General features: G+C 62.6%; 18 protein-coding genes and 1 tRNA gene. 6 read left to right on the plus strand and 13 right to left on the minus strand.

The window, feature by feature from the left end; all coding sequences use genetic code 11:
- Window positions 1–9: 9 nt before the first annotated feature.
- From F4U95_RS03310 to F4U95_RS03330, 5 genes are all read right to left on the minus strand, one after another.
- The gene (locus tag F4U95_RS03310) at window positions 10–957 is read right to left on the minus strand and encodes an AAA family ATPase (protein WP_150424558.1); all 948 of its coding nucleotides are present in this window, start codon (window positions 955–957) and stop codon (window positions 10–12) included.
- Window positions 958–971: 14 nt separating this feature from the next.
- Window positions 972–2,492: an XrtA system polysaccharide chain length determinant gene (locus tag F4U95_RS03315; RefSeq protein WP_120249600.1), complete on the minus strand. Its 1,521-nt coding sequence runs from the start codon at window positions 2,490–2,492 to the stop codon at window positions 972–974.
- Between the two features lie 2 nt (window positions 2,493–2,494).
- Window positions 2,495–3,139 carry an XrtA/PEP-CTERM system exopolysaccharide export protein gene (locus tag F4U95_RS03320; protein ID WP_120251968.1) on the minus strand — a complete coding sequence of 215 codons (645 nt, stop codon included), beginning with the start codon at window positions 3,137–3,139 and terminating at the stop codon, window positions 2,495–2,497.
- Window positions 3,140–3,271: 132 nt separating this feature from the next.
- Window positions 3,272–4,504 (minus strand): pyridoxal-dependent decarboxylase, exosortase A system-associated, encoded by a 1,233-nt coding sequence (locus tag F4U95_RS03325; protein WP_150424559.1) that lies wholly within the window; start codon window positions 4,502–4,504, stop codon window positions 3,272–3,274.
- A complete protein-coding gene (locus F4U95_RS03330) occupies window positions 4,501–6,012 on the minus strand; it encodes an acyl-CoA ligase (AMP-forming), exosortase A system-associated (protein ID WP_150424770.1) in 1,512 nt (503 codons plus the stop codon). The genes F4U95_RS03325 and F4U95_RS03330 overlap by 4 nt, the downstream gene beginning before the upstream one ends.
- Window positions 6,013–6,133: 121 nt before the next feature.
- Here F4U95_RS03330 and F4U95_RS03335 point away from each other — a divergent pair, with 121 nt between their 5' ends.
- Both F4U95_RS03335 and F4U95_RS03340 read left to right on the plus strand, forming a co-directional pair.
- Entirely contained in the window at window positions 6,134–7,102 is a 969-nt protein-coding gene (locus F4U95_RS03335; RefSeq protein ID WP_425505031.1) for a GNAT family N-acetyltransferase, read from the plus strand.
- Between the two features lie 28 nt (window positions 7,103–7,130).
- Window positions 7,131–7,418, plus strand: a complete 288-nt coding sequence (locus F4U95_RS03340) for an acyl carrier protein (RefSeq protein WP_120249598.1) — start codon at window positions 7,131–7,133, stop codon at window positions 7,416–7,418.
- Between the two features lie 25 nt (window positions 7,419–7,443).
- On the opposite strand, the gene trxB is transcribed toward F4U95_RS03340, so the two are convergent.
- A complete protein-coding gene (trxB, locus tag F4U95_RS03345) occupies window positions 7,444–8,406 on the minus strand; it encodes a thioredoxin-disulfide reductase (protein WP_120249597.1) in 963 nt (320 codons plus the stop codon).
- A gap of 633 nt (window positions 8,407–9,039) precedes the next feature.
- On the opposite strand from trxB, the gene F4U95_RS03350 reads away from it, so the two are divergent.
- On the plus strand, window positions 9,040–10,623 hold the full coding sequence (locus F4U95_RS03350; protein ID WP_150443112.1) for a DUF5677 domain-containing protein: 1,584 nt from the start codon (window positions 9,040–9,042) through the stop codon (window positions 10,621–10,623).
- Window positions 10,624–10,735: 112 nt separating this feature from the next.
- Here the strand turns inward: F4U95_RS03350 and F4U95_RS03355 are convergent, their stop codons facing one another.
- From F4U95_RS03355 to F4U95_RS03370, 4 genes are all read right to left on the minus strand, one after another.
- A complete protein-coding gene (locus F4U95_RS03355; protein ID WP_120249594.1) occupies window positions 10,736–11,473 on the minus strand; it encodes a proteasome-type protease in 738 nt (245 codons plus the stop codon).
- A 79-nt stretch (window positions 11,474–11,552) separates the two neighbouring features.
- Window positions 11,553–12,422 carry a transglutaminase family protein gene (locus F4U95_RS03360; protein WP_150424562.1) on the minus strand — a complete coding sequence of 290 codons (870 nt, stop codon included), beginning with the start codon at window positions 12,420–12,422 and terminating at the stop codon, window positions 11,553–11,555.
- A gap of 24 nt (window positions 12,423–12,446) precedes the next feature.
- Entirely contained in the window at window positions 12,447–13,379 is a 933-nt protein-coding gene (locus F4U95_RS03365) for an alpha-E domain-containing protein (protein WP_120249592.1), read from the minus strand.
- 175 nt (window positions 13,380–13,554) lie between these two features.
- Entirely contained in the window at window positions 13,555–14,964 is a 1,410-nt protein-coding gene (locus tag F4U95_RS03370) for a circularly permuted type 2 ATP-grasp protein (RefSeq protein ID WP_150424563.1), read from the minus strand.
- A gap of 179 nt (window positions 14,965–15,143) precedes the next feature.
- On the opposite strand from F4U95_RS03370, the gene F4U95_RS03375 reads away from it, so the two are divergent.
- From F4U95_RS03375 to F4U95_RS03385, 3 genes are all read left to right on the plus strand, one after another.
- Entirely contained in the window at window positions 15,144–15,992 is an 849-nt protein-coding gene (locus F4U95_RS03375; RefSeq protein ID WP_150424564.1) for an alpha/beta hydrolase, read from the plus strand.
- Between the two features lie 98 nt (window positions 15,993–16,090).
- Window positions 16,091–16,167: transfer RNA gene (locus tag F4U95_RS03380), tRNA-Met, on the plus strand.
- A gap of 105 nt (window positions 16,168–16,272) precedes the next feature.
- Complete coding sequence (locus F4U95_RS03385) at window positions 16,273–16,959, plus strand: helix-turn-helix domain-containing protein (protein WP_150424565.1); 687 nt, start codon at window positions 16,273–16,275, stop codon at window positions 16,957–16,959.
- 527 nt (window positions 16,960–17,486) lie between these two features.
- Here the strand turns inward: F4U95_RS03385 and F4U95_RS03390 are convergent.
- From F4U95_RS03390 to F4U95_RS03400, 3 genes are all read right to left on the minus strand, one after another.
- Complete coding sequence (locus tag F4U95_RS03390) at window positions 17,487–18,290, minus strand: DNA adenine methylase (protein ID WP_150424566.1); 804 nt, start codon at window positions 18,288–18,290, stop codon at window positions 17,487–17,489.
- Between the two features lie 139 nt (window positions 18,291–18,429).
- Window positions 18,430–19,482, minus strand: coding sequence for a phage portal protein (locus F4U95_RS03395; protein ID WP_150424567.1), 1,053 nt, complete (start codon window positions 19,480–19,482; stop codon window positions 18,430–18,432).
- On the minus strand, window positions 19,479–21,329 hold the full coding sequence (locus tag F4U95_RS03400; protein WP_150424568.1) for a terminase large subunit domain-containing protein: 1,851 nt from the start codon (window positions 21,327–21,329) through the stop codon (window positions 19,479–19,481). The genes F4U95_RS03395 and F4U95_RS03400 overlap by 4 nt, the downstream gene beginning before the upstream one ends.

The raw sequence follows: 21,329 nt of genomic DNA on the forward strand, positions 1-21,329 counted from the left end.
GGACGATCTTCACTGGGCTTCCCCCTTGGCATAATAGCTGCCGAAACGACGGCCGCCGCTGTTGAAGCGGACGGCATTGAGCAAAAGCTGAACCTGCGCTCCGCCCTTCAACATGCCCGCTGCGTCGCGCAACGCGCTTTCGGGCGTCTTGTCGGCGCGCACGATCAGCAGCGCGATGGCGGCATGGCTGGCCAGCACGGCGGCGGGCGACGCCGCCAGCAACGGTGGCGAATCAAAGATGACGATGCGCTCGGGACGCCCCTCGGTCAGTCGCGTGAGCAACTGTTCGGTCCGGGCAGAGGCCAGATATTCGGTATCGTCATGGCTGCGCTGCCCGGCGGGCAGGACGGAGAGCGACGGGATGTCGGTGCGGATGACGATATCCTCGATCGCGACCAGCGGATCGGCCAGCGCGTCCATCAGGCCACGGCCCGCCTCCAACCCCAGTTGCGCAGGAATGCCAGGCTTGCCGAAATCGGCATCGACCAGCAGGATTTCGCGATCCTTCTCCGCCGCCAGGCTGAGCGCCAGGTTGATCGCGCAGAAGGTCTTGCCCTCCCCACTATGAGCGGAGCAGACGAGGATGCGGTTGCCGCGGGGGTTGCCGCGCAGTTGCGACAACAGGTCACGCTTGAGCAGGCGAAATTCCTCGCTCATCGTGGTCACCGCGCTGTCGGGTCGCAGGAAGCCGGCTTCGGCCAGTTTGATCCGGTCGATCGACTGCACCGGTCCGGTCCAGTCAGGCGCGCGTGGCGTATAAGCGTTAGTCGCGGCTGACGCATCGGCGACGAAGGCCGCCGGCGCGGCAGGCGGTGGCGTGACCGAAGGAGCAGGCGGCAGATCGGTCGGATCGACCGCCGGTGCCGCGCGACCGCGCAACGCTGCGTTGAAATCATAGATTTCGGTCGCCCGTTCGATCAGCGATCCCCGGCCCTTGATGGAGCTATGCTGGTTCATGTTCCCTGGCTCCTTCACGCCATACCGCGCTGGACGAATTCGACGACGATCAGCAGCAGGCACACGGCCGCCAGGCCCCCGCTTGCGCCGGCAAACCATTTCATGCGCTGCCGGTCGATCGCGACCTGCGCCACGCTCACCGTCTGGCTGATCGATCCGACGACCGGCAGGCCGATCGCCTTCTCCAGCCGCGCGGCGGTCGGGAACGTGCCCTTGAGCTGGCCAAGCGCGAAAGCCACGCCGATACCGGCACCCACGCCCAGGATCAGCACGCCCAGCAACAGCAGCGGCCGGTTCGGCGCCGATGGTGCGGTCGGGGTGCTGGGTGGCTGGATGACACGGAACTGGACGGAACCCGTCTCGGTCTTCACATCACCGCGCAGTCGGATTTCCTCGCGATCGGCGGCCAGCTTGTCATATTGCGCCTTGAGCGCGGCATAGTCGCTTTCGATCTTTTCCTGTTCCGACGCGACGCCCGGCTCATTCACCTGACGCGACATCATGGTGTTGAGATCGCCCTGCAACTGCGCCTTGCGCGTGCTGAGCGCCTGCACCGTGGCGGCGCGATCGGCCTGCATGGACTTGATCGACAGATAGGCGGGGTTGGGCGTGCTGCCGGCTGCGGCAGCCGCACCGCCGCCCGCCTTACGGATGGCGTCGACCTCACGCTGGGCCGCGATAACGTCGGGATGGTTGGCGGTCCAGCCGCGCGCCTTCATCGACGCGAGATTGGCCTGGGCCTGTGCCAGCGGCGACGCGCCGCCCGATGCCGTCATGCCCGGCAAAGTCGCGGGCGTGCCGGCCAGCTGGCCGTTCATCGCGCTCAGCGCGCTCTGCGCCTGGACAAGTTGCGAATCGATGTTGCTGATTTCCGCGCGGGCCGCATCCATACGCTGGCTGATGGAGCCGGCGCCGGGCAGAAGGCCGATATAGCGCTGCGCAAATTCGACGCGGCGCTGATCGGCCGCTTCCAGCTGCTTGCCGCGCGCGGCGATCTGCTGGTCCAGAAAGGCCAGGCTCTGCTTGGTCTGGTTGCGATCGCCGGAGAGGTTTTCCTCCTGGAAGATGTCGATCAGCTTCTGCACCACCTGCTGGGCGATGCGCGCATTGGCACCGTCCGACAGGCCCGAATCGGCCGAAATGGCGCTGATATCGATCATGCTGGGATCGGCCTGCGCCATAACCGTGATGTTCTCGCGCAGCTTCGTGATCTTCGCGGCGATATCGCGCGGACCGGACACCGACTGAGACAGGTCCGTGTCGCGCACGACCTTTTCCAGATTCTCGGCGCTCGCCAACGTGCTGCGCACTCGGTCCAGATCCTGCTGCGACTGGACCTGGGTGATGCCGACCTTGTCCTCCAGCAACGACTGGGTGTTCACATAGACTCGTGCCTTGGACTGATAGGCGTTGGGGATCAGCGCCACGCCCAGCCAGCCGAGCATGCACACACCCCAAGCGACGGCAAGCGCCACCCAGCGGCGGCTCCATATACCATGGAGCAGGACCAACAGTTCGTCATAAAGGCCGGCCATGATCAGAACATGCTTTCGGGGATGATGATGACGTCACCGGGCGACAGCAGCACGTTCGCGCGCGTATCCCCCTTCTTCAGCAGGTCGCCCAGGCGCACCTGATATTCCTTCTGCTTGCCCGTCTCCTTGTCGAAACGGACCAGACGCGCGCGGTTGCCCGCCGCATATTCGGACAGGCCACCGACCGCGATCATCGCGTCCAGCACGGTCATGTTCGCGCGATAGGGAATGGACGCCGGCTTTTCCGTCGCGCCCACGATCCTGATCTGCTGGCTGAACGTGCCGCTGAAATTGTTGACGATCACCGACACCAGCGGATTTTCGATATATTGGGTCAGCGCCAGCTTGATATCGTCGGCCAGCATCTTGGGCGTCTTGCCCACGGCCGGCATGTCGGTGATCAGCGGCGTGGTGATGCGACCGTCGGGGCGCACCTGTACCTTGGCGCCCAGTTCCGGGTTGCGCCACACGAAGATGGTCAGGTCGTCGAGCGGGCCGATAACATATTCCTCCCCCGGCCCCTCCTGCGTCGACACGAAGGAGGCAGGCGGCAGTTGCGGCCCGGACGGCGCGGAGGCGCAGCCCGACAAGGCGACGGCGGGCAGCGACGCACCCATCAAAAGCCTGGAAACCGACACAAAACGCATAATCTCATCCCTTCGTGCGGCCATGCGCCAGCGACCGCCAACGAAGGACAGGCGACCGATCGGCATATGGCTCCGACCACCTTCATGCCGTGAAAGGGTAAAGATACCGTTAGGAGTTAAGTCCTGTGCAAATCAGCCAAGTAAAAGTTCGCGAGGACTTGGATGGCCAAGAAAAGCGGCAGGACTTGCAGAAGCGCCATAGGCACCGGCAAGAAAGATGGCGATCAGGTCGCCTTCCTTCACCGGCGCCAGCGCCACCTTGTCGCCGAGCCGGTCTATCGGGGTGCACAGGCACCCGACCACCGTCACCGGATCGGCGGCGGGCGGCGCGCCGAAGCGGTTGGCGACCGCAATCGGATAGTTGCGCCGGACGACCGTGCCGAAATTGCCGCTGGCCGCCAATTGGTGATGCAGGCCGCCATCGACCACCACGAAAGTCTCGCTTTGGCTGAGCTTCACGTCGATCACGCGGGTCAGATAGACGCCGGCCTCCCCCACCAGCCATCGGCCCAGTTCGATCGCGAAGGCACTGCCCTGCAATATGTCCGGCAGGCTGTTCAATGCGCTGTCCAGCGCCACACCGATCGGACGAATGTCCAACTGGTTATCGCCGGGGAAATAGGCCAGGCCAAAGCCGCCGCCCAGATTGACCAGCGGCGGCGTGGCGCCCACGGCGTCGGACAGGCGGGCCGCCAGCGCGATCGTCGCCGCCTGCGTCTCGATGATCGCCAGCGGATCGAGATTCTGGCTGCCGGCGAAGATATGCCAGCCCTGCCAGTCCGCCCCCGCATCGATCATCCCCCCCGCCAGCGCCGCCGCCCGATCCGCATCCACACCGAACGGCTTGGCCCCGCCCCCCATGCGCATGCCCGACCCTTTCAGGTCGAAATCCGGATTGACCCGCACGGCCAGACGCGGGCGCTTGCCGATCCGGTCGGCGACGGCGAGCGCGCGACGCCCTTCTCCTTCCGATTCCAGGTTGATCGTCACGCCGGCGAAGATCGCGGCTTCCAGTTCGTCGTCCCGCTTGCCCGGCCCGGCGAAGCTGATCCGATTCGGCGCCATTCCGGCCTCCAACGCCATGGCCAGTTCGCCGCCCGACGCGATGTCGAAGCCATCGACCTGGGTACCCATCCGCGCCAGCAACGGCGCATACGGGTTTGCCTTGATCGCATAATGGAGATGCAGCGCGTCCGGCATCGCTTCCCGGAAGCGACGCACCTGCGCCTGCACGATGTCCATGTCATAGACGAACAGCGGCGTATCGCCCGCTTCGTCTACCAGGCTGGCGGCACCGCAACCGCCGATGATCAGCATGCCTTCCTCTTCGGCGAACCAGCCGGGGATCGGCCCCATCGGCTTCATGCGCCATGCTCCTTCGCCAGCGCGACCCGGTCGATCTTGCCATTGGGGTTGCGGGGGAAATCTGGACGCACGACGATATCCTTGGGCTGCATGAAATTGGGCAGTTCGCTTTTCAGATGAATGGCGACGGCCTGCGCGACGTCAGGGTCGGCCGACCGCAGCAACAGGCGCACCGCCTGCCCCAGCCGATCGTCCTTCACCCCCAGCGCCACCGCTTCGGCCACACCGGGCACGGCGACGGCCGCTTCCTCTATTTCGGTCGGGCTGATCCGGTTACCGGCGGACTTGATCATCGCATCGTCGCGGCCGACGAAATAGAGCAGCCCCTGCGCGTCGCGCCGCACCGTGTCCCCCGACCAGACCGCCATGCCGCCATAGCGCGACGCGGCCGGCGCGGACTTGAACCGTTCGGCGGTACGCGCCGCATCGCGCCAATAGCCCTGCGCCACCAAGGGCCCGCAATGGACCAGTTCGCCCGGTTCCTCATCATCGGTCAGGCTGCCGTCCGGGCGCACGACCAATATCTCCGCAAAGGGAATGGCGCTGCCCATCGAATCGGGATGGCTGTCGACCAGCGCGGGCGGCAGATAGGTGGACCGGAACGCCTCCGTCAGGCCATACATGGGATAGAGGTCCGCCTGCGGAAACAACGCGCGTAACTTTGCCACCAGCGGCCGGGTCAACGCTCCGCCGCTGTTGGTCAGCCGCCGCAGCTTTGCCGCCACCGCCTCCGGCCAATCCAGTTCGGTCAGTTGCACCCAGAGCGGCGGCACCCCGGCCAGCGTCGTGATGTCGCGCCGGTCGATCAGTTTCAGCACATCGCGCGGCGTCAGATAATCGAGCGGATAGCCGCAGCCGCCCGCGAACCAGGTCGAAAACAACTGATTCTGCCCATAGTCGAAGCTGAAAGGCAGGACGCAGGCAGTGCGGTCCTGCGGCGTCAGTTTCAGATAATCGGCCACTGCAACGGCACCCAACCAGAGATTGGCGTGGTTCAACATCACGCCCTTGGGCCGGCCGGTCGAGCCGCTGGTGTAGAGGATCGCCGCCAGATCGTCCGTCGACGCCATCGACGGACCGATCGCCGCGCCGCCGCTCATCGCGCAGGCGGCGTCGTCTTCGCGGTGCAACTGGCAACCGGCCGGTACATCACCGGGCAACAGGCTGTCGAGTCGCGCCGCCGTGCCGATCAGCAGCATCGCGCCGCTATCCGCCAATATATGGGCCGTCTGGGCATGTTTGAGCAGCGGATTGATCGGCACATGGACCAACCCCGCGCGCGGCGCGGCCAGCGGCATCAACGCAGCCACCGGTCCCTTGGCGATCCAGCTGGCGACTCGCGCGCCTTTCTCCAGCCCGAACCCGGCCAACCATCCCGCCAGCCGGCCCAGCGTTTCTTCCAGTTCCGCATAATTATAGCTGCCCGACCGACCATCCAGCGCCACGCATGCCGGATCGCCGCGCAGCAGCAGATGGTCGATCGGCTGCACCTGCGCCCCATCGATTATCGGGAATTGGTTAGTCACAGATGCTTAACTCCATGGCGATGTTTTTACTCTATATGTGACCAGTGACTGGGTCGGAGATAGTCGGTTGCGGGGCGTAAGGGAATATCACAGCCTGGATGAGGTGCAGCGGCGGCTGGCCGGCCGACTGGATCGCGCCCATATGACCGGCCTGTTCGACCGGCTGGACTGGTATGCCGCGCTGCATGCCCATTGCATGGCCGATACGCCGCTTCGCATCCTGAAGGCGACGGAAGACGGCCGGGAAGCCTGGCTGTTCCTGACCGCTCCTTCCCCCCGCCAGGTCAGCGCGCTTGCCAACTGGTATAGTTTCGCCTGGGCGCCGGTCTTCATCGGCGATCCCGATCCGGCGATGCAACAGCGGTTGCTGGAAAGCATCGCCCGCCACTTGCTGGCGACCAGCGCCCAGATTGACCTTTATCCGCTGGAGGATAGCGCGCCGATGATGCAGGCGCTGCGCCGCGCCGGCTGGTTCGCGGTGCGCCGGGCGATGGGCGGGCGCCATCTGCTGCCGGTGGCGGGCCGCAGCTTTGCCGATTATTGGGCGTCGCGGCCGGGCAAGCTGCGCAGTCTGGTCAAGCGCAAGGGGCGCAGCAGCCCCTTCACCCTGTCGATCGCCCGCCGGCTGACCGACGATCTGTGGCGCGACTATGTCGATGTGCATGACCGTAGCTGGAAAGAGGCGGAGCCGGGCCTGGATTTCCTGCACGACCTGGCCGAGCGGGAGAGCGCGGCGGGGACGTTGCGGCTGGGCTTTGCCCAACTGGATGGTCGCGCGGTGGCGACGCAATTGTGGACGGTGGACCATGGCGTCGCGCTGATCCACAAGCTGAGCCACGATGCCGCCCATGACCGCGCATCCCCCGGCACCTTGCTGAGCCATGCCATGTTCGAGCGCGCCATCGACGGGGATCATGTGCGCCTGATCGACTATGGCACCGGCGACAACGGGTACAAGACCGACTGGATGGAACAGCGCATCCCCCTCTATCGCATCGACGCGTTCAACCCGCGCTTCGCCTCTGCATGGCTGCCCGCCGCCCGCACCGCCATTTCCGCGCTTGTAGGTTAGGCAGCGAGCCATTAGTTAGTCGGCCATTATGCAGGCGCAAAATTCTCAGCCGGTCGACCGGACAATCGATGTGGACAGCCTGATGCGGGCGTTGCTGCGCGACGTGCTCGGCCTGTCGCAGGACAGGGTCGATGCGTTCGACGCGGACACCCCGCTGTTCGGTGCCCTCCCCGAACTGGATTCCATGGCGGTCGCGGGCCTGCTGACCGAGATGGAGGATCGTTTCGACATCCTGATCGAGGATGAGGATATAGACGGCGACACGTTCGAGACGTTCGGATCGCTGGTCGCCTTCGCCCAGGCCAAGGTCGGCTGAAACAGCCGACCCGCCCGTCGGAGGCTTACGCCTCCACCAGCGCCTCGAAATCCTGTTCCGCCAGGAACTTCTCGACATCCAGCGCGGCCATGCAGCCCATGCCCGCCGCCGTCACCGCCTGACGATAAATCTTGTCGGTAACGTCGCCCGCCGCGAAGACGCCGGGGATGGCGGTATGGGTCGTGCCCTTTTCAACGACGATATAGCCTTCGTCGAGCGGCAGCTTGCCGTCGAACAATTCGGTCGCGGGGTGATGGCCGATCGCGACGAAGCCGCCGTCGGTCGGCACATGCGACTTTTCGCCCGTCACCGTGTCGATCAGGTCCACGCCGACCAGCCCTTCGGGCGTGCCGCCGCCGACGAACTTGTCCACCGCCTTGTTCCACAGCACCTTGATGTTCGGGTGGGCGTGGAGTCGCGCCTGCAGGATCTTTTCGGCGCGCAGGCTGTCGCGGCGGTGGATCAGCGTCACGTCATGGCTGTGGTTGGTGAGGTAGAGCGCTTCTTCGACCGCGGTGTTGCCGCCGCCGATCACCACCACCTTCTTGCCGCGATAGAAGAAACCGTCGCAGGTGGCGCAGGCCGATACGCCCTTGCCCTGAAGATGCTCCTCCCCCTCGACGCCCAGCCACTTGGCCTGCGCGCCGGTGCAGATGACCAATGTGTCGGCGACATAGAGCGTGCCGCTGTCGCCCTTCAGACGGAAGGGGCGTTCGGACAGGTCGATGTCGACGATCTGGTCGTACATCATCTGCGCGCCGACATGCTCGGCCTGCGCCTGCATCTGCTCCATCAGCCACGGCCCCTGTATCACATCCTTGAAACCGGGATAATTTTCGACGTCGGTGGTGATGGTCAGCTGCCCGCCGGGCTGCATCCCCTGCACCACGATCGGCGCCAGACCCGCACGCGCGCCATAGATGGCGGCGGACAGACCGGCCGGGCCGGAACCGAGGATGAGCATGCGGGTGGAATGGGTGGCGGTCATGTCAGGCTTTCAAACTGCGATTCGTGTGGGCGACAGAGATAGGCGGCGGGGACGCGGGTGCAAGCGAAGGATTTGCTTGGGAGGCCCCAAGCGCGACTGCGATGGGGGGATTGCGGTCACTATAACGCGCCACCGGGGTCACGGGCCGGAAGTTCACAGTGTCGATGCGCGATATTTTCGGGGTTTTGCACCGGGGATGCGACAGCAAAGCACCCGCGACGCGACAGCCGGGTCACGCCGGCGCACCGGGAACGCGCCGATCGGGTCACCGCACCGCGACGGTGACGCGCCTTGTAGGTCACGGCTTGGCGGCCCGGTTGTAGGGCCAAGGGTGCGGGCGCGGGGACGAGGCGCAAGGGTTCCATCTGGCAGGATAGATCAGAGATTATCCTACATTGGTAGCAGGAGTTTTTTGGGGGGGATTACGGCAGCGATTGTTTGAGAGGACTGGAGATGGCCGGTAGGGGGAAGTGGGTTTTAGAGCGGAGAAATTGGATTAGCTGACATCTCAAAATGCCCCCTGCTGCGCCTCTGCCGGACACGGTGATGCCGCTTTCTCATAGCCTACCTTGAGAAATGGAGTTAGTGCAAGGTAGGCAAAGCACCAAGTGCTACAATTGCCGTTACCATGTAATGTCCAACGAGGCGTTACGCCAGATGCTGAATGGGATGACCGTGGACCAATCTAAGCGCAAGCCGGTTCTCGAAGATCATGTAGCTGTCAAACGCAAACTCATACCGCGCTTCATGCACGCGCTCGGCGACAAATTGTCCCAATACTCTTGGACACGACAATTAGTCCCAGAAGCAATATGGCTAGCGCTGATCATCGACCGTCATGGATACATCGCGGCACGCAATCTATGCCTCGATCTAATCAAGGCAGCCACAAACACGGCAGCTTCAAAAATTCTTCCTCCCCTCATACCACTTAGTTCCTTTACTAACCTTGATGAAGAGCAGAAATCTGCAATGGTTTCGGAGCTTAACCAATCTGTGCGTCATGAGATTAGCGATGCACTCGCCGCTTTGACGCATATTGCCCCTCATCATCCTTTGGGCTTTCTTGCAGAAGGCTTGGCTCCCGCCGAGTTCGATGGTGAGCGGTTCAGCAAAGTTCTTGAAGATTGTTATGACCGCAGCGGAAAATTGGCTGTGCTTGCGATGGCCTTAGGGCAATGGCTTGGCATGGAACAAGGTAAAGTCCATATAGCGCCACACTTGGTTGAAGACGTCATAGGTCGTTTGCAGGATATTGCGGATTATCCCAACACCGACGCTAGCCTAGACGCGGTTGGTGGAATTCGTGCATCTGCACCTATGCTGTTTATGCAGCCTCCAACCGAGAACGATATGGTCGCGGATGAAGCGGCATGGGTTGGCGAGTTCTGGGATCGCGTCGCCGGCTTCGGTTCGTGCATGTTTGCTGACACTCTGCAAGATGAGACTCTGGAGGATGCTGACGAATTCACGGCATTTGTTGTTAATTATCGTAATGCCGTCCGAGCGGACCTACGCGCTCGATTGCGGCACTGGCGGCTCGATCTAAAACATGTCGAGGTTTTTGAGGTTGTAGCCGCGCTCTTATGCCGACAAGCCACACTAGCAATAGATTTGGGCTCGTCGCCTGCAATTTGGAATCCGCATACTGCGCCCATCATGCTCAGAGCCATGGCGGACGTTTTTATTACGTTGGCCTGGATATTGAAGGATCCTGAAGCGCGCTCGAAGCAGTTCGTTGACGACGGTCTCGGCGCGATTAAGCTCCAGATTGCGCATCATGAGCGTGCACTCGAGACGTACACTGATCCCGCCGAAAGGGAGCAAACGCGGGAGATGATAGAGATGTGGCAATCTTGGTTGGATTCCCAACGCATGAGCCATTTCATTGAGGTCAATCTGGGCAGTTGGTCCGGCATCAGTACTCGTAAAATGGCTGACGAAGCGGGCTTCATAGACTTCTATAATTATGTCTACCAACCGTTCAGCAGCGTTGCCCATTCCAATTGGGCGCATGTTAGTATGTTCAACACGATTTTTTGTGAAAATCCAGCGCATCGGAGACACCGAGCCCCGGCGATTGCGCCGATTGACGGCGATCCTCACTGGTTGTTCCTGGCCACTAAATATCTAAGCAAGACCTTCCATCATTTCGATGAAGTAATGCAGTTGTCCGATATGCCAGATAGCGCGTTCGACTTTATGCTAGCTGAATGAATGTAAGAGCTATCGGCTGGCACAAGTCGCTTGGTTCTGGAATGTCCGTTTCCAAGCACGAAGAAATTGCCCCGAACGGCCAACTTTGGCGCAAACCCGCCCTTAGCCCCCCTCAATCCAACACGTTAGGCAAATCCTCGAACCCCTTGCGCAGGGCTGCGCTCCAGCCCTGGGAGATCATCAGGAATTCCTCATTGTCCGCCTCTATGCGGGTGCGGACGCGGAAGTCGTAGGTGTCGGTGGGGATCACCGTCAGGTCGAGCGGCATGCCGACCGACAGGTTCGACCGCAGCGTCGAATCCATCGATACCAGCACCGCCTTGGTCGCGTCCTCCAGGCTGGTTTCGCGTTGGATGATGCGGTCCAGGATGGGCTTGCCATATTTATGCTCGCCGATCTGGAAGAAGGGCGTGTCTTCGGTCGCCTCGATGAAATTACCGGCGGAATAGATGAGGTAGAGGCGCGGCTTGCCGCCCCGGCGCTGGCCCGCGATCATGATCGACGCGCTGGCGCCCGAACCGCCCATTTCGATGTTGGAACGATAGCGTTGCTGCATTTTCTGCATGGCATCGCCCACGATCTGCGCCACGCGATACATGGTGTCGCAATTGAGGATGGTTTCGACTTCGGGGTCGAACTGGGCTTCCTTGATCGCCTTGCTCAGCGTGGCCTTCACCCCCTGGGTGATGGACAGGTTGCCCGAACACATCAGCGTGATCGCGCGCTCACCGGGCACATGATAGGTGAAGCTTTTCCGGAAACGCGCAATATTGTCCATGCCCGCATTGGTGCGGGTGTCGGACAGCATGACCAGTCCCTGGTCCACGCGCACGGCCACACAATAAGTCACGGCCCCCCGGCCTCCTGTCATTCTGCCGTCGCGATCGGCGAATCGTCGGATATGTCATCCGACGTGCGACCGCTTTGGGTTAAGCCTCAGAGTCGGGCGGGGTAGCCTGCTGCTGCTGCTTCTGCAACTGCCGCTGTTCAACTCCGTCTTCGGCCTGCGCGATACGGACGTCGGCGTCAATCCATATGTCACCTGCCACCGTGACCGAGCCACGGATCGGCGCGGCTTCGTCCGCATCCAGGCCGCTGGCGACGCGCAGATAGCGTTCGGTGACGCAAACGCGGTTGGACGGGTCGAAGCCGATCCAGCCCAGTTGCGGCAGATAGGCTTCGGCCCAGCCATGGGTTTCGTGGAGCGCATCGCCATCCCCGGCCAGCAGATAGCCGGAGACGTAGCGGGCCGGGATGCCGATGGAGCGGGCGGCGGCGATGAAGACCTGCGCATGGTCCTGGCACACGCCAGCGCCCAGCGCGAAGGCTTGCGCGGCGGTCGTGTTCGACGTGGTGACGCCGGCGCGATACTGGACCGCGTCGCTGACGGCGGCGGACAAAGCGTGGAGCGTGGCGAGCGGGCCGTCCTGCTCCGGCAGGTCGCGGGCCATGGCGGCGATGCCGGCCGATGCGCGGGTCAGGCTGGTGTCGCGCAGGAAGTAGCGGGTGTCGACCCGGCTGCTCAGATGGCCGACCACGCCATGGCTTTCGCGCGTGTCGACCAGCCCTTCGGCCACGATGGTCGCATGGTCGAGCCGGTCGTGGCGAATCCAGATCGCCTCCCGCTCGCCATAGCTGTTGGGATGAAAGCCGGTAATCGGCTCGCCATTCACGCTGACCTGCCATTCCAGCACCGTCTGGGCGGGCGTATCGACCGGCATCAGCTTCAGGCGCATCGCGACCCGGCCGGCGCTGGCGGCGTAGCGATAGACGGTCTGGTGGCGAACGAGCAATTTCATGGACGCGCCCTCCCCCTCCTGCGGTCAGCCGAAATGATAGGCCTGCGCGATTTCCGCGCCCAGCCGGTTGGTCATGGACAGGCCGTGCTGCACCGTTTCATGCAGGCCGAAACGGAAGATTTCGCCGCTGTCCAGCTTCTCCAGCGCGGTCACCATTTCCTGCACCGTGTCGTTGCAGGCGGCGCGCGCATCATGCCAGCCGGCCAGGCGATTGAGCCGATAGGCCAGCTGATCGTAGCAATAGGCGACGCTGCGCGGGAAAAGCCGGTTGAGCATCAGGAAATCGGTGATCTGCCAGGGCGTGTAGGTGCCGCCATAGACATGATGATAGGCGCGGCTGCCCGAAAGCGCATGCAGCACCGACGTCCATTGATAATGGTCGCGATTGCCGCCGATCACTTCGGTTTCGGGGAGCAGGACATAATATTTGACGTCCAGCAGGCGCAGCGTCATCTGCGCCCGCTCCAGCGCGGAGCCGGTGCGCAGGAAATCATGGCCTTCGTTGCGCAGCTGACCCGAATGGGCGGCGCCGCGGAAGGTCATGACGCGGGTCTTCACCCAGTCGATCAGCGTGGGAAGCTGCTGCCGCGCTTCGCCGACATCATAGCTGTCGAGCTTGCGCCAGCCTTCGTTCAGTGCCTCCCACATATCCTGCGTGAGCATGGTGCGGGCCGACTTGGCGTTGGCGCGGGCTTTGAGCAGGCAGGAGCGGATCGAGGAGGGATTGTCGGGGTCCAGCATCAGGAAGGAGACGACGTCGCTTTCCGTCACCTGCTGGCCTTCGGGGAATTGATGGCCCGAACCGGTGGCGCGCACGACCGAGCGCCATTCGTCGCGATGATGCGCGCCGGGCAGGATCGCCATACGCTGCCCCATGGTCAGCAGCCGCGCGGTCGCCTCCGCCCGCTCCATATAGCGCGCCATCCAGAAGAGATTTTCGGCGGTCCGGCTCAGCATGGGGTAATTTCCCGGTCAAACATGAACATGGGTGTGCGGAGATTTGCCTCGGAGTGAGGCGAAAATGGTGCTGTTCGAGAACCGGCGCGCAGCGTGCTCAAAGCACGTGAGCACCGGAAGCGCAGAACAGCGCCATTTGCAGCCCGCTCCGGGGCAAATATGCGTGCACCCATCATCAGTCCTGCAAGACCCAGGTGTCTTTGACCCCGCCGCCTTGGCTGGAGTTGACCACCAGCGACCCTTCGGTCAGCGCGACGCGGGTGAGGCCGCCGGGGACGAGGCGGATCTGCTTGCCGACCAGGCAATAGGGGCGGAAGTCCGCATGGCGACCGACCACCGCCGCTGGCCCCAGCGTCGGCACGGTGGACAGGTCGAGCGTGGGTTGCGCGATGAATTCGCCCGGATTGGCCCTGATCCGCGCGGCATAGGCCTCCACCTCGTCCTTCGTGGACTTGGGACCGATCAGCATGCCGTAGCCGCCCGAACCATGGACTTCCTTGGCGACCAGCTCGTGCAGATTTTCCAGCACATATTGCAGTTCGTCGGGCTTGCCGCATTGCCAGGTCTGGATATTGTCCAGGATCGGCTTTTCGCCCAGATAGAAGCGGATCATCTCCGGCACGTAGATATAGACCGCCTTGTCATCGGCTATGCCCGATCCGGGCGCCGAGGCCAGCGTGACGCCGCCATTGCGATAGACGTTGAAGATGCCCGGCACGCCCAGCAGACTGTCCGGACGGAATACCAGCGGATCGATATATTCGTCGTCGATGCGGCGATAGATCACGTCCACCGCCTTAGGCCCCAGCGTCGTCTTCATCCAGACGCGGTCGTCGTCCACGAACAGGTCCGCCGGCTCGACCAGCTCCACGCCCATCAGGTCGGCGAGGAAGCTGTGCTCATAATAAGCGCTGTTGAGCGAACCGGGCGTCAGCACGACCACGACCGGATCGCCCTTGCACGCCGGCGGCGCGACTTCCTTCAGGCTCTTGAGCAATTCGGCGGGATAATCGTCCACCGGCGCCACGATCCCCTGCGCGAACAGTTCGGGGAACATGCGCGTCATGATCTCGCGATTTTCGAGCATGTAGGACACGCCCGACGGGGTGCGGCAATTATCCTCCAGCACCTCGAAACGGCCCGGCCCGGTGCGCACAATGTCGATGCCGACGATATGGCTATACACCTTCCCCGGCGGGGTGAAGTCGGCCATTTCCGCCAGATAGGCGCTGTTGCGATAGATGATGTCGGCGGGCATGATGCCGGCCTTCACGATTTCGCCGCGATGATAGACATCGTGCAGGAAGGCGTTCAAAGCCCGCGCGCGCTGACGGATGCCCTTGTCCAGGATGCGCCATTCGTTCGCGGTGAAGATGCGCGGCAGCAGGTCGAACGGGATCAGTCGTTCGGGATCGCCGCCCTCGCCATAGACGGCGAAGGTGATGCCGATGCGGCGGAAGATCGCTTCCGCCTCATCCATGCGGCGATTGAGTCCGGCTATGCCCGTTCGCTCCACCCACTTCTGCACCTCGTCATAGCAAGGGCGTATCGAACCATCCGGCTCAAACATTTCATGGAAGGGCAAGTGGACGATCCTCCCTCGGCCAGTGGCCGGTTGTGCATTGCAATATGTGTGCGCCGGCCTGTGACGATTGCAAGGCAAAAATGGCGAGAGAGGAAAAGGTTTCCGTGGCCTTCATGATATATGGCGGAAATGCGCATCGATTTCGTTTTTGCGCGCAGCTTTCAGGGAGATAATCGAGGATGACCCACCTGCGCCGGACCTTCGCGTCCTGGACCATCGCCGCGTCATTGGCCCTGACCGGTTGCGCGGGCACGATGCGCGAACAGATCTACAAGGCCAGCGAGGCGCCGATCGACATTGCGCAATGGACTCATGTCCGCCCGCAGACATGGACGGTGAAGACGGCCGACGGGCTGACATTGACCGGCTATTACTGGCCGGGCGACCCGATGGACCGGGACGTCATCCTCTTCTTCCACGGGCGCGGATCGAACCAGGGTGTCGCGGCCCGCTATGCCGAACATCTGACCGGTCGGGGCGATCATGTCATCGTCGTGTCCTATCGCGGATTCGGCGGCAATCCGGGCAGCCCGACCCAGGCGGATATGGTGGACGACGGCCGCCGCTTCATCGCGCAGGCACGGAACGTGATCGGATCGAACGCGCGCATATTCCTGGTCGGCCATTCGCTGGGCGGCGCGGTGGCGCTGCATGTCGCGGCGACGGTGCCGGTCGCCGGCGTCATCACCCTGTCCACCTTCGACAAGCTGGCGGAGTCCGCGCCCGGCGGCATGGGTGCGCTGCTGCCCGACAAATGGAATAATCTGGACGCCGCGACGAAGATCCGGGCGCCGCTGGTCATGATCCACGGCACCGCCGACGACCGGGTCGACATGGATCAGGCCGGCGCGCTGTTCGCCGCGGCGGGCCATCCGACCGACTGGCTGATCGCGCCGGGCGCCGGCCACAACCCGGACATGGCAACGCTCGGCCCGCTGGTCAGCGAGGCGGTGGAGGCAGTGGATGACGATGGGCTGGACGGCTATCCGACGGCGCTGCCGGCCGGATGGGCGGTGCGGCGGAAATGAGCGCGCAACTTTTCTGAAAAAGCGCTGTTGACCACCCCGCATCCCCTGCGTATAGCGCCGCCTCACCGCAGGGCTTGCCGCCCGGCGAGGCCCTTTGGGGCGGAGTAGCTCAGCTGGTTAGAGCAGCGGAATCATAATCCGCGTGTCGGGGGTTCAAGTCCCTCCTCCGCTACCAACGGTAAGATACCTATCCCGATCTTTGCGTTTCTGAGGGGCATATTGTGCTCGCCGAACGCATCACGCAACTGGACTTTTCCGCACATTGTGGAGGATGGCGCTCATGACCGCGCTGTCCTTTGGCGACATCGCCGGTGCTTTTGCCGATCGCAAAGATCCCGATCGCAAGCGGACCCCTCGCCGCAACAGCTACGACATCGACGATCAGCGTGCACAGGTCTTCCAACCAGTGCGTCATGGTTGGGACTGGATTGGCGCTGTCCTTCAGGCATTTGATGAACTGCTGCATGACCAGAGAGTCAGTCGCTACAAGGAAGGCGACCGGCTTCAGGATGGCGACCGCCGAATCTTGCTCAGCTTCCTTAAGCTGATCGATTTTAAGACCGGCCAACTTGATCCTAGCTATCAGGAGCTGGCGGACCGTGCAGGGTGCCATCGCGCCACGGCGATCGAGGCATGCAAGCGGTTCGCGAAGTGGCTGGGTCTTCGCTGGGTACGGCGCACTGTCGTTGCCGAAACGGTTGGCCTTGCAGGCCCCCAGCGTGAGCAGATCAGCAACGCGTTTTTCTTCGACCTCAGTTCCGCCCCCAAGCGGGTCTGGGCGACGTTCAAAGCTGCGCTACGACGCAAGGTCATCAAACGGCGTGGCAAGGCTCCAGAGGGCATGCAGGCGGCACCACGGGTCGATGATCCAGTGCTTGTCGCCGCTTTAAATTCTCTCGGAAACACGCTCGATAATCGGGATAGCGCTAGTCGGGAGTCCCGACACTATCCGTGGGTAGGAATATAAAAGGGCAAAAGGACTCGCTTCGCGAGACGTAGATTTGAGGGGACCACCATCACCGTCGCCCAATTGGGCAAAGAAGCACTCTCGACGGACTGTCGGGAGCCGGTGTCGCTTGCGCGCCACCGGGGGCTGCCCAGGGGGCGCCCAGGTCGAAACGAGCCTAAATCTTCTTTGTCGGGTTTGCCGCGCGATCAGCGCCTTTAGGTGCATCTATTTGCATCAGCGAAGCGACTTCCAAGAATGCAGATCCGCCTAGGACTTGCCCCGGCTCACGGCTCAGGCCGCCACTGCATCAAAAGGGACATAAAAAGAGCGCGGGCGAGGCGGGGGGAAAAGCGCGCTTTCGAGGGTGGCACCCCCTGCCTGCCCCTCTGGGCCGCCGTGGCCCGGGGCGCGGGGTCGCCGCGAGCGTCGGCGGTCGAAGACGACGGCCGACCGGCTCGACAGGCTACGACAGATTGTTGCGCGCAAAAGGAAAGGGCGGCCCGCGCATGCGGACCGCCCTTCATCATCTCAGCATTGGCAACGTGTCAGCCGGGCAGCGGGAAGTTGCTCACGATCAGTTCGGCGACCGGCTTGGCCTGCGCCCCGACCGTGTAGGTGGTAGGGACTTCGGAGACATGGAACCGGGCGAAGGTATCGCGGGCGCCGGGCGTGGCGTTGATGGACAGAAGGAACTTGCCGTTGATGCCCGCCAGTTGGTCGGCCAGCTGGGCGAAGTCGTCACGGGAAAAGACGTCCTGGCCATAGTCCGTTTCGCAACCCCAGTATGGGGGGTCGAGATAGAACAGCGCGCCGTCCCGATCATAGCGCCGGATGAAATCACTATAGGTCAGCTGCTCGATGACGACGCCTGCCAGTCGTTCGTGGATGTCCGCCAGCATCGGCTCCAGCTTCGTGACATTGAAGCGAGCGCCGCCGACGCGATCTACGCCAAAATTCCGGCCCGACACCTTCCCGCCGAACGCGAGGCGTTGCAGATATAGGAACCGCGCCGCCCTTTGCAGATCTGTCAGCCGATCGGAAGGCAGCGCGCGCAGCCGGTCGAACTCGGCCCGACTGGTGACGCGCCATCGCAGCATGTCGATGAAATAGGGGTAATGTTCCTGAAGGATGCGGAAGAAGGTCGCGACATCGCCGCTGATGTCATTGATCGCCTCTGCCCTTGGCCGGGTCGGCCGCCGCAGAAAGATGCCGCCCATTCCAACGAACGGTTCGGCATAGCTGGTGTGCGGGACTTGCCCAATGATCGAAATGAGGCGGCGCGCCAGATTGCGCTTGCCGCCGATATATCCAGCGGCAGGGAACACAGGGAGAACATTTTCTAGTGACATGTAGGATTTTCTCGCTCAATTGATCCACCGCCCCGGTGAGGGGGCGGGGCGGCCGGGGTGGCCAATTGCTAGTGGCGAGAGTGATCCTCGTCGGTGGCCGCGTTGCAGCGCGGTCATCCCCGTTCTCACGGAAATAGGGTTATTCGGCCGCGCGAACTCGCTGGCCGAACCGCACGGCCTCAAAACCAAGCTGGTCATTCAATTCCAGAAATACGGACTGCAACGGCAGGATTTCCAATTCGAAGAAACTGTCGAGCGCCTTGGCCGGATCGCCAAAGCCCCCTGCGTTCGCCGGGATGATGCCCAGCAGCTGGGGCGGGACGCGGTGCGCGGCCAGCACATCGTCGCGCGTCGTATTCTTGATGCCCAGGAATTCGTCCTTTGCCCCGACCTCGGCGATCGGGATGATCTTGATCCCGCTCTCTTTACCTTCGGGCGAGTGGACGAACATGTTGCGGAAGTTGCCCGGCCCCTTCGCCTTTTTCAGTGCATTGCGCATCGCGTCGACGTCGATGTTGGCAAACTGGCCGGTGGCATAGAGGATGTAGCCCGCATGGCTGCCATTCTCGAAATAGCGGCGGCGGAACAGCGTCGCGTTTTCATTGAGCAGGGCGGACTGCAGCGCGGACAGATATTCCGGCAGGCCATAAATTTCCTGATTAATGTCCGGGGCCATCAGCTGGTGGATGGTGCCCGCATCGAATTCGACCTCGTTGCGGTAGCCCGGCACCCACCAGAAACTGCCCGGCGTGACGCCGCGCCGCGTATATTTCGCCAGACAATGGTCCAGACGCATCACGTCGCCCAGGCGGTTGCGGACCTCCTGCACATAGGCGTTGCCCATCACCAGATAGTCCTGCACCAGCCCGGCGAAGGCCTTGCGGGACATCCACGCTGTTGGCTCCAGGCTGGCGGCCAGCATATTGCGCTTGAGGATGATCGCGCTCGAATGGTGCGGCGACGCGCGGAACGCCCGCGCCAGCCCGTCCAGCGACACCGGCGGTTCATACCATCGCTGATTGTGCCAGCATTCCAGCATGTCCAGCATCGTCGCCCGGCTTAGCACCGGCTCAGGATCCCCAAATGTGAATGCTTCGACGGCCTCCGACCGATTGTCATTGGCCGCGACAATCGCCCCCTGCGACGCGGCGGCCGATTCCCGGCGGTTCATCCGGCGTGCGCGCTTGCTCATTCGATTATCTCCATTGTGCCCTTGGGCTGTTCCTTGCCGTCGAGCGGTTCGTTCATCAGGACATGCATCGCCGCCCATGCCAGATCGGCGTGGCCGTCAGTGCCGCCGCGTCCCGCCTTAAAAGTGATGTTGCGCCCGCTGGTCGTCAGCGTCTTCTTGATCGATACGAAGGCGGACACGATGTCGAGCATCCCGCTATCAAAGGCCAAACGACCGCGGCGGATGACATTCTGAGCCTTCATGATCATCTGGGCTTTAATTTCGAGAGAATATTCGATCTTCGCGACCGAGCAGCCTGCCAACTTCTTCGATTTGGCGAGCAATTGATAAACGCCCGCGCCCACGCCTTTGGCGTCCACGCCAAGATATGAGCAATTATAGCGCGAAAGTATCGCCTCGATAAATTCTGCCTGCTGCTCAAAATCTAGGCCGCGCAACTGGTGTCGCTCAAAAATGCGAAATTGACCGCCTTCAATCAACGGCGGCGCTGCAATGACCAAAGCCGCGTTATCGCCATTTTCACTTTCCTGCGGATCATAGCCCGCCCACACTAGGTGCTTGTATGGCCGCGCCGCTTCAGGATTGAAGTCGGGCCAATCGATTAGGCTGTCGCATCCGCAGGCGATCATGTCGTTGAATTTGAAGGCCGACAGCGTGTCGTCCACAAAATCGCACATGAACAGATTGGCGAATTCGTCAGGTGCGTACTCGTCTTCCAGTTCCGCAATGTCGAACAGGTCGCATCCGCCCGCCTCTGCATCGCGAACATTGACGATGTTGCGCCATATCCGGTCGGGGCCGACGCTGCCGATCGCTAGCGCGGCATGGCTGACGTCGATCTTGATCTGCTCTTCTTTTTTACGCCGCCGGTTACGCCGTTCGCCGGTCCAATAGGGATGCGCTGGATGGGCGATGCTCGATGGCGTCGAAAAATAGGTTTTCCGCCACTTCGTGTGGGTCGCCATGCCGGAGGCGACCTTGTTCAGTTCCTCGAATGAATGGACCCAGAAGAATTCGTCAAAATAGAAGTTCCCGTGGCGGCCCTGCGCAGTGCGGAAATTGGTGCCAAGGAAATGCAGTTCGGCCGCCGCTTCCTCTTCTGGCCGCAGATCCGACGTGATCAGCATCGGGTCGCCGGTCAGCGCCACGCCGACAAGCTTGGCAAAGCTGACAATGTAGGACCGGAACTGATGCGCCTGGGCCTTTGATGCCGACAGGAAGATCTGGTTACGGCCTGTCTCGATCGCGTCGATCAGCGCCTCGAATGCAAAATAATAGGTCGCGCCGATCTGTCGCGACTTCAGGATCATGCGGGTGCGCTGATCCTTCGCCTGCCACCAGCGATGCTGATAATCATACAGGCCGTCGAGGAAGATGCGCTTGAGTTCGGCCGCCTGTTCGGCGGTGAAATGGTTTTTCTTGGGCTTCTTGCGCGGGCCACTGTTCCGATTGGCGACCTTGCCGTTCAGATCGCCCGCATGGCCGCCCGGCTGTTCATAGCGGCGGACCTTCGCAAGGCTCTCGATCGAGCGGTTGAGCGCGTCGATCTCGACATAATCGCCGCCGGTCTTCTTGTCTTTGGCGATCAGGGTCAGCAGCCGGATTTCCAGCCCGTCCTCGATCTTGCGGATCGATGGCGCGTCGTCCCAGCGGTCGCGCTGTTTCCATGACTCGATCGTCGGGCGGGCGATGGCCGCGCCCTTGTCGTTGACGACGCCATGCAGCGCGAATTCCTCCGCGATCTGCGTCACACCCCACCCGCGCCAATACAGGCTGCGCGCATGACGGCGCGGGTCGAACTGCCACATGACAGACGGCGCGCCGGGCTGGGGGGATGGTGTGGTCAT

Origin of the sequence: Sphingobium limneticum, from assembly GCF_008710165.1 — a bacterium.
GTDB lineage: Bacteria > Pseudomonadota > Alphaproteobacteria > Sphingomonadales > Sphingomonadaceae > Sphingobium > Sphingobium limneticum.